Source organism: Halomonas sabkhae (assembly GCF_030409265.1).
GTDB classification, from domain to species: Bacteria; Pseudomonadota; Gammaproteobacteria; order Pseudomonadales; family Halomonadaceae; genus Halomonas; species Halomonas halmophila.
Genome location: NZ_JAUFPM010000017.1, coordinates 173,232 through 187,717, shown reverse-complemented (window position 1 = coordinate 187,717; position 14,486 = coordinate 173,232). Strand labels below are relative to the sequence as shown.

Sequence of the window (14,486 nt, the reverse complement as noted above, 5' to 3'; positions counted from 1 at the left end):
GGCAAGGCACTCATTCCCGGTGCCAGTCCGCGACATTATAACGCCCCAGGAAGGTCGCGAGTTCGCCGGACTCGCGCAGGCGGCGAATCCCCTGGGTCCAGAGCCGGGCGTAGTGGGCGGTGTTCGGCTGTTCCTTCGTGAAGGCCAGATGCAATGTGGTGGCCGTGGGGTTCTTGCCGGCCAGACGCAGCTTGTCCTGGAGTCCCGACTGCACGATGGTGTAATTGGCCACGGCACTGTTATCCATGGTGACTTCGAGGCGGCCGTTGGCGACCATCTTCAGGTTGCGTTCGAGGGCCGTCGGGCCGCGGTTGGTACTGATCCTGTCGGGTCGCCGGGCAATGTAGGCATCCAGGGCGAGAAAATATGAATAACCGCCGATGACCCCGATCGCCTTGCCCTCCAGCGAGGCGACGCCGTCATACTGCCAGTCGCTGTCGGCCCGGGTATAGAAGGCGACCTGGTAGAACCCCATGGGCTCGCGTGGCTTGATCATCTGCCGACCTTCGGGTTCCTCGCTGACCGAGATGACCGCCGTCACGTCACCATCCACGCCGGCCTGCAGTGCCCGTTGCCAGGGCAGGGTCTTGTAGACCACCTCGTGCCCCGCCTTCTCGAAGATATGTCGTGCCAGTTCCACCACGTACCCCGGCTTGTCGCTGCCCGGCGCGCAGTTGTAGGGGCACCATTCATCGGAAGCGATCACGATCCTGTCGGCATGAGCTCCGCCGGCCGAGCAGAGCATCAGGCTTGCCAGTAACACCAGGATGGCGCGAGTGCAACGCATGATGACCTCCACGAGATTGGTGCCAGGCAACGCCGGACGCGCCGACTGCTGTGGCTGGCATGCTGCATTCGTTCACAGCTGCCGACCGCCGAGAAACTGTTTCAGTTCTTCGGCCGGGCACGGCTTGGTAAAGAGAAAGCCCTGCAACTTGTTGGCTCCCAGATCGGTGAGCAGCCGGCGCTGGTCTTGCGTTTCCACGCCTTCTGCCACGACATCCAGCCCCAGCTTGGCCCCGATAGCGATCACCGACCCCACGACCGCGGCGGCTTCAGTATCCTCGTCCATGTTCATGACAAAGCTGCGATCGATCTTGAGGCCATCCACCGGGAGCTTGCCGAGGTAACTCAGCGAGGAATAGCCGGTACCGAAGTCGTCGATGTAGATACGCGCCCCGCGCTCGCGCAACCAGCGCAGCAACGCCAGTGTCTCGTCGTCATTGTCGAGAAAGAGGTTTTCGGTCACTTCGATGTTCAACAGCGCCGGGTCCAGTCCGCTCTCCGATAGCCCCTTTTCGATATCGACGTAGATCCGCGGCGTGTGAATCTGGGCCGGTGACAGGTTGACGTTGAGCCGATGCGGCGAACCGGCATCCATGACCATGACATGCTGCCGCATGGCCTCACGCAGTACCCAGGCACCGATCTCCACAATCATTCCATTGGCTTCGGCGGCATCGATCATCTTGTCGGTGCGCAATGGAGTGCCATCCGGCCCAATAAAACGGATCAGCGCTTCGGCGGCCGTCGTCACGCCACTCTGGGTATCGACCACGGGATGGAATACCAACCGGGTCTCGGTTTCCCCTGAGGCGCGCGTAAGCATGGAGGCCAGGCGCAGCCGCTCGCTGGCGATTGCCTGCAACTCCGGCTGAAACAGCTTCGCCCTGCCGTGGCCCTGACGTCGCAGCTCATTGAGCGCAATGGCAGCGTAACGGGCCAGCTCACGCGGATCGTCACCGTCGATGCCCTGGCGGGCAAGCCCCAGGCGACCGCGCACCATCAGGCTGGCATCATCCAGCTCGATGGGTTCATGAAAGATCTCATCGATGCGCGCGATAAGCTCATGGGGGTCAAGATCCGCATCGCGCTCGAACAGAATGGCAAATTCATCGCTCTCCCGGCGTGCCACGGTGATGACTTCATCCAGCTCCGTCGCCAGACGCTCGCCGATCTTCTGCATCATTCGTTCGGTGCGTTCTTCCCCCAGCCCATGCGCGATTTCCCGCGAGCGATAGACATCGAATAGTCCCAGCACCAGGGACCGTTCCTCATCACGAGCCGTCTCGAACGACTTGCAGAATGCACTGAAACTGGGCAAGCCGGTGGCGGGGTCCGTGAATGCCAGGGTGTGAACCTCTTCGAAAAGGGTGGCGTTATCGTAGGCCACGGAGGCGTTCATGGTGAATAGCCGCAGCAATTGATTCGCGTCGTCCTCGGCGATGTGTTCGGGCGGCGCCTTGAGGAAGACGGCCCCCTGGGTGCCTTCTCCGGTTGTCAACGCCAGTGCCATGCCGACGGGTTCCCAGAGGGTTTCACCCCGGGCGATGCAACGGCGAATCAGATCGGCACACTCCTGATCCGGCAGCTCATCAATCAGCTTGCCGGTAAAGGCCTCCAGTTCACCACCGCCCGCCAGTACACGATTGAGCGACTCGCCGGCCTCGCGTGACTGATCCACGACGCACACCATGCCGTCGAGTTCGACGTCCAGCAGCGCACTGAGTTGCTGAAGAATCGCATTGGCGAACTCATCCAGGGCCTGCCGGGAATACAGCGTTTTCAGGCTGTTGATCAGCCGCTCCAGGCCATGTCGGTTGCGCTCGAGTGCATCCAGCTGACGATAGCCGCGAAAGGCACAGATCAGCGCCGTGGTCAGCTTGGTGCGGGACAACTCGGTCTTGTCCTTGTAGTCATCGATTTCGTAACGGTCGATCACCTCCGCCTCGGGCGCATAACCGGGCTGGCCCGTCCTCAGAATGATGCGCACCAGGTTGTTACCGTGGGTCTCGCGCAGCCACTGCACCAGGGCAAGGCCGGCGTCTTCGGTTTCCATGACCACATCGACCAGCGCCACCGCAATATCGGAGTGCTCCGCGAAGATGCCCCTGGCCTCCTCGGCGGAATAGGCATGGAGAAACGACAAGCCCCGGTTCTCGAACGTCAGCTGTTGCAGCGCCAGCCGGGTGGTATCGTGCACGTCCTTGACGTCATCGATAATGAGGACTTTCCAGGGTGCCGCCGTGCCCTGGCTCGGCGCGGCCGGCGTGTCGTCGGCCAGAAAATCGAGGGACATGCGTTATTCCTCCCTGGTGGAATCAGAGGGTTCAGCCGCGGTGGGCGCATTGACCGGCAGCACAATGGTAAAGACGCTGCCCTCGCCGGGATGGGACTCGACATCGATGCGCCCGCCCATGACCTGGGTGACCAGGCGATGGACGATGGACATGCCGAGACCCGACCCACCTGCCCCCAGTTTGGTGGTAAAGAAGGGCTCGAAGATCTTTTTCAGGTGGTCGTCCGGGATACCCTGGCCATCGTCCCGCACCTGAATCCGTACCTGGTCATCGTCGGTGGCCGCGCTGGTGATCAGGACACGGCCGCTGTCCCGCCCGTCGAAGCCATGACGCACGGCGTTGTCACACAGGTTGGTGATCACCTGGCCCAGCGGCCCCGGATAACCGTCAATGCTCAACCCGACCGTCAGGTCGGTTTCCACCCGGTAGGGCGTTTTCTTCAGGGATGGCTGCAGCGTGGCCAGGGTTTCCTCGATGACCTCATCCAGCGCGAACTGCCGACGGTTCTCGCTCTGACGGTCGACGGCGACCTGCTTGAAATTGCCCACCAGCTCACGGGCCCGTCCCAGGGTGGAGGTAATGATATCGCTGGCTTCGCGCGTGCTGGCCAGGGTGTCTTCCAGACGGCTCTTGGTCAGGGTGCCCTCGGCGAGCTCGCGCTCGGCCGCGCGTACCGTCTCACTCGCCGTCGATGCCGCAGTGAGCCCATTACCGATGGGCGTGTTGAGCTCATGCGCGACGCCCGCGACCAGAGCCCCCAGGGCTGCCAGCTTCTCGTTGCGCACGATTTCATCCTGTGCGGCTTCGAGCTGCTGGGTGCGCTCGGCCACCTTGTCTTCCAGGCTCGCCTTGTAATCTTCCAGCTCCTGCCAATCACGACGGTGATCGCGGAGTTGATCATTGATGGCGCGTTCGAGCTGCTGAAATTCCAGCGCGCCACCGCCGGGGCCGTCGCTGATGCGCAGCTCAGGCCCAGTGGTCAACAGATCGGGGCGGAGGACGAAATCGGTGAGCCCGCGCAGCGGTGTGTTCACCAGGCGCCGAAAGGTCCAGCGCACCAACAGGTAGATGACGATGATCAAACCGATGAATATCGCACCCTGCACCAGCAGCAGGTGTTCGATGCGTGCCTGGACGGCAGCCCGATCGAGCCTGGCACTCAGCTGCCCGATCAGCAGCTCCTTGCCTTCGAAATTCGTCTCGCGAATTGCCATTTCAAAATCCGCGGTCGCCGCATCGAAGGCAGTCCCCAGCGTCTCACCGTCACTGGTGCTGACCTGAATGGCGCCGATTTCCGGAATGCTTTCCAGCCCGCCGATCAGGTCACGCAAGGCAGCGTAGTCATACTTCCAGAGTGTGCTGGTCAGGGTGGGCCTGGCCGCTTCCAGGGATGCCTGCGCCGTCGTTTCAGCACCTTCCAGCGACGAGGTGTAAAGCCATACCGCCGAGACGGCGGCGAAAACCGCGCTGCCCAGGGTGATCGCCACCACCACCAGGGCGGCAAAGCGCGATGCGAGGCGCTGCATCAGTCGGTTGCGGCCTGTCGGGGGGGCACGATCCGTGCCGCCCTGAGCCACTGCATCGGTCATTGGAGCTCTCCTCCCTCACGTCACCATCACCCCGAAGCCCGCAGTTGACTCGCGTGCCCGCCATCAAACGCAAGCAGCCGGCAACAGGCAAACCCGGTAGAACACCGCAGCACCATCAGTTGAGAAAACCTTAATAAAGGATAGTGAGAGAGTTGAGTATTCCGCAAACTGGTGAGTAAGACACCGGCAGCACCATCACGACAGCAACCAACCTGGCCGCCCACCACCCGACTGCCCCTTGCCATCATGAGCTGCCGGGGCAATCGCATTGGACAGCCTGAAACAAGACGGCCATGCTTGATGAGAACGCTTCATGCTGGGCGTGGGATAATGAATGAGACAAGGCGGTTTACCGCATTTCACCAGGCGTTGTTGAAGCTCTGTCACGACCCGGGCTTCATCGCCCATGGGCGTGATGCCAAACTGGCTGACCTGACCCAGCTGTGCAGCGACCTTCTGGACATCCATCGAGTCAGTGTCTGGCGGCTGGATCAACAAGCCGATGCCATCGAATGCGAAGTACTCTACGCCCGAGGCACAGGCCACGATCACAGCCGAATGCGCCTGGAGCGCCACCTCAACCCGGCCTACTTCGATGCCCTCCTCGAAGCCCGTGTCATCGATGCCAGTGATGCACGCCAGGATCCTCGTACTCGGGACTTCAATGACGGCTACCTGAGCAAGCTGGGCATTCACTCCATGCTCGATGCTCCGGTTTTCGACGTTGGCTGGCTCAGTGGCGTGATCTGCCTGGAGGCGCTGCAACACCGCAACTGGACCCTGCCGGAGGTTTCGCTGGCCACTGCCATCGCCGACACGATCAGCCTGATCAACACCTATGAGGCCTGGTGCCAGTCGCAACAACAACTCGATTACATCACCCATTTCGACAGGTTGACCGGCCTGCCCAATATGGCCTCGATGCGCGAGCGTCTGCAGCGTATGGTCTGCAATCAGGAAGCTTTCGCCCTGTTCTGGCTGGATCTGGACCGACTCAAGACGATCAATCACGGTATCGGCCAACTGGAAGGCGACCAGGTCATCATCGAGATTGCCAATCGGCTGCGAAACCTGTCCCTGCCCGGCAAGGACCGCATCGCGCGTACTGGTGGTGACGAATTCATCCTGCTGGTTCGCCAGCCGACCGATACCAATCAGTTGCAGGACCTCGCCACCTATTTGCTGGACTGTGTCCGCCAGCCCATCCAACTGCATGGACAAGTCGACATCGCCAGCGACCCTGCAGGGTTACGCGATCAGGAAGTGAGCGTCTCCGCCAGTCTCGGCATCTGTCTCTGCCCGGCGCACGGCAAGGACCCGGCGAGCCTGCTCAAGCACGCTGAAGCGGCCATGTATCACGCCAAGGAGTGCGGTAGAGGGCAGGTACAATTCTTCAACAGCTCGCTCAACGACGATGCACGCTCGAGCTTCCTGCTCGAGGCTCAGCTGCGCTCGGCGATCCGCAATGGCGAACTGGATGTTCATTATCAGCCCATCATCCGAGCCAGCGACGGTACTATCCACCAGCTCGAAGCGCTGGTCCGCTGGGATCATCCCGATCACGGCATGCTGCAACCCGCCCACTTTCTCGAACTGGCTCGCTCGGTCGGCCTGATGGCCGAACTGGGTTCGGCCGTCCTGCACCGCGCTTGCCAGCACCTGCGTCAGGCTGAGCATGCCGGCGTGGTATTGCCGCGCGTGACCGTCAACCTGGCACCGGAACAACTGCTCGATCCCTGTCTCCCGGAACACTTCAAGGCCATCTACATCAGCCATGGCATCGCCGGGGACAACTTCGATTTCGAATTGACCGAAGATGTCATTACGGGGGATTCGGAGGTTCTTCAATCGGTGCTCCGGCGGCTGGTGTCCCAAGGAGCACGGCTATCGATCGATGACTTCGGTACCGGCTACTCATCACTGGCGCGCCTCAAGCAACTACCCTTCGACAAGCTGAAGATCGATTGCTCCTTCATCCAGGACATTCCGGAGGACGCCGACGACTGCGCCATTACCCTGTCCATCCTGGGGCTGGCCCATGGGCTGGACCTGGCAGTGGTCGCCGAAGGCGTGGAAACGCCGGAGCACGAGCAATGGCTGACCGACCGAGGCTGCGATTACCTCCAGGGCTACCTCTACAGCAAGCCGGTCCCCATACAGAGTCTGCTGAGAGACCTGGCGCGTCGCGCGGGATGAGCCGCCGACAAGTCTCAAGATGCGTACATTCAGAACGCCATGACCTCAATCTCAGCACCCAAAGAGACATCCTCCTTGTCAGGAAGCGCCAAAAAGCTTGCGAATAATACCTTCACGACTATTGGTCCGGGTCTTTCTGTAAAGACTCTTGATTTGGGTACGCACCGTTTCTTCCGAACGCCGCGCCTGTTGGGCGATTTCGGATACTGAATAGCCATTGGCAATCCCCTGGAGAGATCGGGTCTCGGCTCGTGTCAGGCCATAGCAACTCGAAAAATGCGCGATATCGAAATCCTTTTTCATGCCTTGCGTTTCTTCCAGAATGGCGACAACAGTAGGCCCTTCAAAGTAGTTTGAGATATCGTTTTTCTCGATCAGAACCAGGCTAACCTTGATCTTCTCCACATAGTGGGTCACTAATTTGTTGCCCATATACCATCTGTCCAGCATGCCTCGAAGTGACTCCTGAATATCTGGAGATTTGAACCTCAGTCTTCCCAATGCGGTAAATCCGACGACTTCACTCCCCTCGATCAACTGCTCCGCCTTTTTCGACATGGCCTTGACATGCATATACTCGCCGATGACAACCACGCCTTTATTGATTGCATCAAAAATCGCACCATTGAAATCACCCAGAATAAAACCGGGTCCGGCTTCTCGATAAAACCTGGATGCACGCTGAAGATGAGGGGCCAGGCGGGTTAATCGTTGAGCCACTTGATGCTTCTCGTCAATATCAAGAGCGTCGGATAGCAGAGCAAGCACGAACATGCATTGATGACTATGTTCAATCGTCATGGAAACGCGGCCCGACATCTCATGCGGCAATAGAAAGTCATTGTAAAACTCTGTTGCTTTTAGCGCTTTCTCGTTGATCAGCTCGATATCGGGCGTTCCTCTTCCCGGCATCATGGCGGATGCCGGAGACATGAATGGATTGACACTTGCATAATAAGCAGCGTAATCATTCAGAGTAGAGCTTTCCACACCATGTGCGATGGGTATATAGCCCCTTTGCATGGCCTCATCATGCAGAACCAACACGGTTTTTCCATTCGCAGCGCTATTGGCAAGGTACCTCATGAAATCCTGCCAGGCCGCTTCACCCAACATGGCCGCGTAGATCAGCTCTATCGCTTTCCCTTCATCGAAACCTTCCATGGATGCCACCCACTTCTCGACCCACCTAGCCCAAGCCAGAAGTTTTCAACACTCAGCTCCATTATAAGCCAGGAAACCAGTAACCGCCCCTCAAAGCTTCAAACCCTCCAGCGATCATGAAATTTCACACTCCGTATAAATTATATCGATAGCCTGTCCAGCAATGATGGATCACCCGATCCCGGGTTGGCCTCGACGATAGCTCGATAAATATTTTTTCCTACGCCAAGATACGCCTCGCTGGACCGACTTTCGGCTCGATCAGGCGAATCCCTTACAGCTGATGTATGGACTCCCAAAACGCCCACTCCTCTTTTACCGCTAGGAACTTCAGAAATTGCTACCACAGGACCACCGCTATTCCCCCCATAACTTTCACAGTTCGTCTTAATAATAAAGGCCTCTTCTTCGTACGAAGGAGTGTCGCTAATCGTGCACCCATAGTCTATCCTCTTCAAAAAACCATTGTTCAGATCAGCCGAATACCCAACATTAAACACCGTTTCACCACCTCTCACCTCTCCAAAGTAAAGAGGCAGATAGCTCTCAGAGCTATACTTTGTAACCACGAACGAAACATCATAAGTAATACAACCATCCTCTGTATTTCTAAAAACGCACTCATTGTTATACTCATAAAGTGGATGCCTTATTGTTTGGACGGCTGGGTTTATATATGAATTCCCTGTCATAAAATCCTCGCCGGAACCAAAGTTCTCATGGTAAACTTTGACCTTCTTTCCATCATCAATACAATGTGCAGCCGTGACAACAACTCTTGGCTGTATAAAAAAACCCGTACACCGACTAGGCAATACTTTTACCACACTTTCGGATATTGGGTGGTCAGAAATAACGGCAGCACGCCAAACATCCTGATCTACTGGGCTGACACGTGAGTCGAGAACCTCCCGCTCTGATTCATCAATCTCATAATCCATGAACCTGTTTATCTGGACCAGTGCATCCAAGCCTTGGTTTAAAGAATTATTTATTGATGCAACCTGTTGCTGTGTCCCACTAGCCTGTGCTTTAGCTCCAGCCACGGCCAGGCCAACTCCGGCAACAACCGTAAAGGCATCATTAAGCCCTCTTTGCCACTTTGCACGACTACTGGCTTTCTCAACATGTTCTTCGACTCCAGCAGCCAGGATTCGTGTTGATCTATGAAAACTGGACTTTGCCACCCCCTCATTTCCTTGGATTATGGCTTCAAACCCTTTATTACCATACTTTTTGGACTCTTTGACATAGCTATAATCCGCCTTGGAAGCGCACCCCGATATAAGAAGAGCCGCCAACAAACCAGAAAACACCGGCAACAAAGCTCGATAAAACAAATAACCCAAGGATCTAATAACGAAAACCAGCCTCTCGAAAAAGGACATCTTTCTTCTCCATTTATCTTATAGCTTACCTCACCATCATCCGTTATAACGAACGACACTCAACTCCCAGCCAATCGACACTCCAAGGCTCGGCTCAGCTCCTCCTCCAGTTTCTTGGCCATTTGTCCGGAACTGTATAGCTGCCGTATTTCATTTTCAGCAACTCCTTGATTCATGGATTTCCTGAGCTCACCAAGCCATTTGTCATATTCATCTATTTGGGCCCTGGAAAGTTTCAGAAGCTCCCTGGCACTGCCGGCTTCAGCTATCATCCCATCGACACTTGAACCATTGCTCAATGTCTGAGCACACTGCCCATAAGAAAAGGATGAAAAAATCACCATGCTTACCAACACCACCGCCTTGAGGTAATATTCATAACCGCCTCCCGCTCCTTCTCCGACCTTCTTCGCATCAGGACAGTCCATGTTAATATTGCAATTATCCCTGACACTCTGCAGGTAAGCATGTAACCAACTCAGGGTTTCGCCATCACCCGTGTGGGTGAATTTCATTCGGCCAGGTTTGCTACATGACACCGAGAAAGTACACCGCAGACGATGAGCCTCGGGTCGCGGCCCTGTGGCGATCCAGCTTTCCCGACTATCAGGGCTATAACGCCCCCGAGGCCGTACTACGCGCCAAGCGTCTGCTGGATGATCACATCTACGTCATCGAGGACGGCGACGAGATTATTGCCACCTGCATGATCGGCTACGATGGCCATCGTGGCTGGCTGTACTCGGTTGCCGTGGCGGATTCACGCCAGGGGGAAGGTCTCGGCAGGCGCATGGTCGAGTTCGCCGTGGAGCGACTGCGCGAGCTCGGTTGCGTCAAGGTCAACCTGCAGATTCGAGGCGGCAACGAGGAGGTCGCCGAGTTCTATCGCTCACTCGGCTTCGCGACAGAGGACCGCATCAGCATGGGGCTCCAGCTGTCCGGTTGAGCCCATCGCCGGGCCGGCCACCACACGGAAAACCGACCCGGACCCTTCCATAAAAAACCCTCGGCGAGTACCGAGGGCTTGTGTGTTGCTGGCCGCGAGCCCGGCCAGCGGGCCGGGACACTCGGTCGAGTCTGCGCGGCTAGACACCGATCCTGCCGCCATCTTCGCGCTGGATTACGACCGTGGCGGCACGCGGACGCACGCTGCCCTCGGTCTCGACCGTGGCGTCATCCACGGAGGGCCAGTTGCCCGGGTGCTGGATGTTGATGAACATCGCGGTCTTGTCGGGCGTGAAGGCCACTCCGGTTACCTCACAGTCGTTGGGTCCGACTGCAAAGCGCTTGAGCTGCGCCTGATCGCTGCCATCGATCACGGCGGCATCACCTGCGGCATGATCGACACGCTGCGGCACCACGGCCAGCACCTGGTCGTTGGTGTAATCCGCCACCCCGGGATACCCATTGTCGGTCTGGATCCACAGGATGCCCTGCTCATCTTCGCGGTCGTCATAGAAGAGACCATCCGGACTGGCGAACTGGTTCTGCTCGGTCAGGCCCGAGAAGTTGTCGGCATCGCCGGCAGCGGCCCCGAAAACAAACACTTGCCAGTCGAAGCGGGTCGCGGCATCACCCTCGCGCCAGCGGATGACCTGGCCGGCCGCGTTTTCGGCACGCGGATTGGCGGCATTGGTCGGCGCCGTGCCGTAGGCGACCCCCGGCTCCTCGATGGCCGAGCCATCCCGGGTATAGGTCGCGTCCGTGCCCTCGGCGGTGCGATCGGAGTTATTGGTCAACGTCATGTAGACATCACCGGACGCCGGATCCACGGCCCCCCACTCCGGACGGTCCATGGGGGTGGCGCCCATCAGGTCGGCGGCATCACAGGTGTTGATGATCACGCCGGCCAGATCATCGGCCTCCAGATTCAGGGCCTGCGCCAGAGTGCGGCCATCCTGGGTGGTCGCATCCGGGGTCAGCGGCAACCACTCGCCGCTGCCGTCGGCATTGAAGCGAGCGACATAGAGCGTGCCCCTGTCCATGTACTTGGCGCCAATCGCCAGGCGATCACGCTCGGCGCCGGGACGGTTGGCATCGGCCGGATCCCAGGCCGCCTCGGAGACGAACTTGTAGATGTATTCGTTACGCGAATCATGACCGGAGTAGAACACCACCGGTTCGCCCTCGACCAGCTTGCCCGGCCAGCACCCCTCGTGGCGGAAGCGCCCCAGCGCCGTGCGCTTGACCGCCTTCTCGCCGGTATAGGGGTCGATCTCGACGATATAACCGAAGGTGCGCGGCTCGTTGCGATAATCCTGGGTAGCGCTGTCACCACGCGGCGTGGCATTGAACCGCGCGAACTCGTCATTCTGCTCGCTGGCATCGCCGGCCGCGGTTTCCCAGCCATAGCGACCACGCCCCTCCGAGATGCCAATGCGGTTATCGTCCATTTCGCGACCGGCATCCTTGATGAAATACCCCGGCCAGTTTTCTTCACAGGTCAGGTAGGTGCCCCAGGGCGTGTACCCATTGGCACAGTTATTGTTGGTGCCGCGGGTGTTGGTGCCATTCGGCGAATACCGGGTCCTGACGTAATCACTGCCGGCAACCGGACCGCTCAACAGCATGTCGGTGGCACTGGTGTAGCGACGGTTGTAGCTCGAGTCGGCCACGGGGTGCCAATGGCCATCGCCGTCCTTCTTGAGCTCGACCAGGGTCACGCCATGCGCATTGATTTCGGTGCGCACCTCATCGGCCGGCCGCTTGCCGCCCTCGTCCATGCCGGTCGGGCCGCCCTGGGGCGCCCAGAGGGCCTTCTGGTCGATGTATTCGTTGTTCAGGGCCAGCAGCATGTGGCGCGAGGCGGTGGCCTCGTCCAGGGCGAAGTTGTGCATGCCATCGTGGTGCATGCCGACACTGTTGGCCTGTATCTCCGGCGTGATGTTGCGTTCGGCACTCCAGGCCGGTGCCTTGCCGTTGAGCGGCGTGCCCCAGGGAATGAGTACCTGGGCGGTGTAGCCGGCCGGCACCACGACGGCATCCGTCATCGCACCGCGCACGGCATCGAAGGCCAGGGCAAGCGGGGTTTTCTCGCCGGCGGCTGACTCACTGGCATTGGCCGAGCCCAGCAGCCCGAAGCCACCCAGCATGGTCATGGCCGCCATGCCGAGCCCGCCCTGCATGACACTACGACGCGAGACATGCTTTTCGAGCACCGAGGAAAAGGGCTCGTTGCTGCTCGGATTCAACAGGCGATGGTCTTCGATTTCCTTGCTCATACAGGTCTCCTCATCATTCCAGGGGTCACGTGGTCGGTCACTCGGCTGACAGTTTTTGTACTCAGCAATGGTCAATCAGGCTCGATACACGAAGCCTGATGCCCTTTGGTGACAACGCCATGACAATGCCCGGGCTCCGGCGTCCCTGCACACTTGCAGACAAGGCGATATGGTCCATGCTAAGAATGCATTGAGTGCTGAACATGATGCCGTGGCTGATACCGCCTATCGCACTCACGGCGTCATCCAGAGTCCAAACTCACAAGGAGGATGCATCCCACGCTGAAAGGAGACACGTCGCGACTTGTCACAGACCTGACATTTTTCGCTGACAGTGTCGACATCGAGACGTCATCTTTTGTGGCGTCGATCCGGTGACAATCAGGAGAGCAGCGCCGATGGTACGCATCGACAAGAAGGCCACCCGGCTTTACGTGTTGGACACCAACGTCCTGATCCACGACCCCGCCGCCCTCTATCAGTTCGATGAGCACGAGGTGGTGATCCCCATGACCGTGCTCGAGGAACTCGACAAGCACAAGAACGGCATCCGCGAGATCGCTCGCACCGCCCGGCAAGTCAGCCGCACCCTCTCCGACCTGACCGCCAACGTCGATATCAGCCAGATTCGTGAAGGCATTCCCATTCAGCGCATCAACGGCACGGAAGGTCGCCTGCGCCTGCTGTGCTACAACGACCTCAAGCCGCTGGAACACCTCGAGGACAGCCCCGACAACCGACTCCTGACCGAGATATTCCGGCTGCGCGAAGAGCGTGAAGACGCCTCGGTCATCCTGGTGACCAAGGACATCAACCTGCGCGTCAAGGCGGCGGCACTGGGTGTGCCGGTGGAAGACTACCTGACCGATCGCGCCTTCGATGACAGCGACGCCATGCTGGGCGGCGCGCGCGTCTATCCGGAGGCCGGTCACGACGGCCGCGGTTTGTGGGAAGACCTGCGTGTCGAGGTCAAGGTCGAGCGCGAGGACGACCGCGTCATCTACCATCTCAACGGCGAGATTCCGGAAGACTGGCACCTAGGCATGCTGGTCTCGGACAGTGACAACGGCGCCAGCTTCGAGGCCGTGATCCGCGAGGTCAGCCCGCAGCATGCCAGGCTCGAGCTGCTCACCGACTATCGCCACGGCGCCAGCGTCTGGGGAGTGCATGCCCACGACAGCCGCCAGAACTTCACCCTCAACCTGCTGATGGACGACGACATCGACCTGGTCACCATCGCCGGCAGTGCCGGTACCGGCAAGACCTTCATGACGCTGGCCGCGGCCTTTCAGCAGACGCTGGACACCAAGCGCTTCGAGCGTGTGGTCTTCACCCGCGCCCCGATCTCGATGAGCGAGGACATCGGCTACCTGCCCGGCACCGAGGAAGAAAAGATGTCGCCCTGGATGGGCGCCTTCCACGACAACATGGACAACCTGCTGCGCGACGAGCACGACGGCAGCACCACATGGAATCAGGAAGCCACGCGCCAGTTGCTGGGCTCCCGCGTACAGATCCGCGCTCCGGGCTTCATGCGTGGCCGCACCCTGAACGACACCTTCCTGATCATCGACGAGGCCCAGAACTTCACGCCCAAACAGCTCAAGTCACTGATCACTCGCGCCGGGCGCAACACCAAGATCGTCTGCCTGGGCAACGTGGGGCAGATCGACACGCCTTATCTGACCGCCAACACCTGCGGCATGGCCGCCGTGGTGCAGAACTTCCGCGACTGGCCACACGCCGGCCACGTCACCCTGATGAGCGTCGAACGCTCGCGCCTGGCACTCGCCGGCGAAGAGCTGCTCTGACACAGCACGAGGCCGGCCCCACGGCCGGCCTCGTCTG

General features: G+C 59.2%; 10 protein-coding genes. 3 read left to right on the top strand and 7 right to left on the bottom strand.

What is annotated here, in order from left to right; all coding sequences use genetic code 11:
• Positions 1 to 10 precede the first annotated feature (10 nt).
• The 3 genes from QWY79_RS11650 to QWY79_RS11640 all read right to left on the bottom strand — a co-directional run bounded on the left by QWY79_RS11650 (position 11) and on the right by QWY79_RS11640 (position 4,669).
• Positions 11 to 787: a substrate-binding periplasmic protein gene (locus tag QWY79_RS11650; RefSeq protein WP_290272888.1), complete on the bottom strand. Its 777-nt coding sequence runs from the start codon at positions 785 to 787 to the stop codon at positions 11 to 13.
• 72 nt (positions 788 to 859) lie between these two features.
• The gene (locus QWY79_RS11645) at positions 860 to 3,079 is read right to left on the bottom strand and encodes a GGDEF/EAL domain-containing response regulator (RefSeq protein ID WP_290272886.1); all 2,220 of its coding nucleotides are present in this window, start codon (positions 3,077 to 3,079) and stop codon (positions 860 to 862) included.
• 3 nt (positions 3,080 to 3,082) lie between these two features.
• Positions 3,083 to 4,669: a sensor histidine kinase gene (locus tag QWY79_RS11640; protein ID WP_290272884.1), complete on the bottom strand. Its 1,587-nt coding sequence runs from the start codon at positions 4,667 to 4,669 to the stop codon at positions 3,083 to 3,085.
• A 330-nt stretch (positions 4,670 to 4,999) separates the two neighbouring features.
• Here QWY79_RS11640 and QWY79_RS11635 point away from each other — a divergent pair, with 330 nt between their 5' ends.
• Complete coding sequence (locus tag QWY79_RS11635) at positions 5,000 to 6,865, top strand: putative bifunctional diguanylate cyclase/phosphodiesterase (RefSeq protein WP_290272882.1); 1,866 nt, start codon at positions 5,000 to 5,002, stop codon at positions 6,863 to 6,865.
• A gap of 78 nt (positions 6,866 to 6,943) precedes the next feature.
• Here QWY79_RS11635 and QWY79_RS11630 read toward each other — a convergent pair whose 3' ends face one another.
• The 3 genes from QWY79_RS11630 to QWY79_RS11620 all read right to left on the bottom strand — a co-directional run bounded on the left by QWY79_RS11630 (position 6,944) and on the right by QWY79_RS11620 (position 9,932).
• Positions 6,944 to 8,029, bottom strand: a complete 1,086-nt coding sequence (locus tag QWY79_RS11630) for a helix-turn-helix transcriptional regulator (protein ID WP_290272880.1) — start codon at positions 8,027 to 8,029, stop codon at positions 6,944 to 6,946.
• A 140-nt stretch (positions 8,030 to 8,169) separates the two neighbouring features.
• On the bottom strand, positions 8,170 to 9,417 hold the full coding sequence (locus QWY79_RS11625; protein WP_290272878.1) for a trypsin-like serine peptidase: 1,248 nt from the start codon (positions 9,415 to 9,417) through the stop codon (positions 8,170 to 8,172).
• A 59-nt stretch (positions 9,418 to 9,476) separates the two neighbouring features.
• Complete coding sequence (locus tag QWY79_RS11620; protein WP_290272876.1) at positions 9,477 to 9,932, bottom strand: hypothetical protein; 456 nt, start codon at positions 9,930 to 9,932, stop codon at positions 9,477 to 9,479.
• Positions 9,933 to 9,949: 17 nt separating this feature from the next.
• Here QWY79_RS11620 and QWY79_RS11615 point away from each other — a divergent pair, with 17 nt between their 5' ends.
• Entirely contained in the window at positions 9,950 to 10,363 is a 414-nt protein-coding gene (locus QWY79_RS11615) for a GNAT family N-acetyltransferase (RefSeq protein ID WP_290272874.1), read from the top strand.
• 139 nt (positions 10,364 to 10,502) lie between these two features.
• Here the strand turns inward: QWY79_RS11615 and QWY79_RS11610 are convergent, their stop codons facing one another.
• The gene (locus QWY79_RS11610; protein WP_290272873.1) at positions 10,503 to 12,638 is read right to left on the bottom strand and encodes a PhoX family protein; all 2,136 of its coding nucleotides are present in this window, start codon (positions 12,636 to 12,638) and stop codon (positions 10,503 to 10,505) included.
• Between the two features lie 398 nt (positions 12,639 to 13,036).
• On the opposite strand from QWY79_RS11610, the gene QWY79_RS11605 reads away from it, so the two are divergent.
• Entirely contained in the window at positions 13,037 to 14,449 is a 1,413-nt protein-coding gene (locus QWY79_RS11605; RefSeq protein WP_141317551.1) for a PhoH family protein, read from the top strand.
• Positions 14,450 to 14,486: the final 37 nt, after the last annotated feature.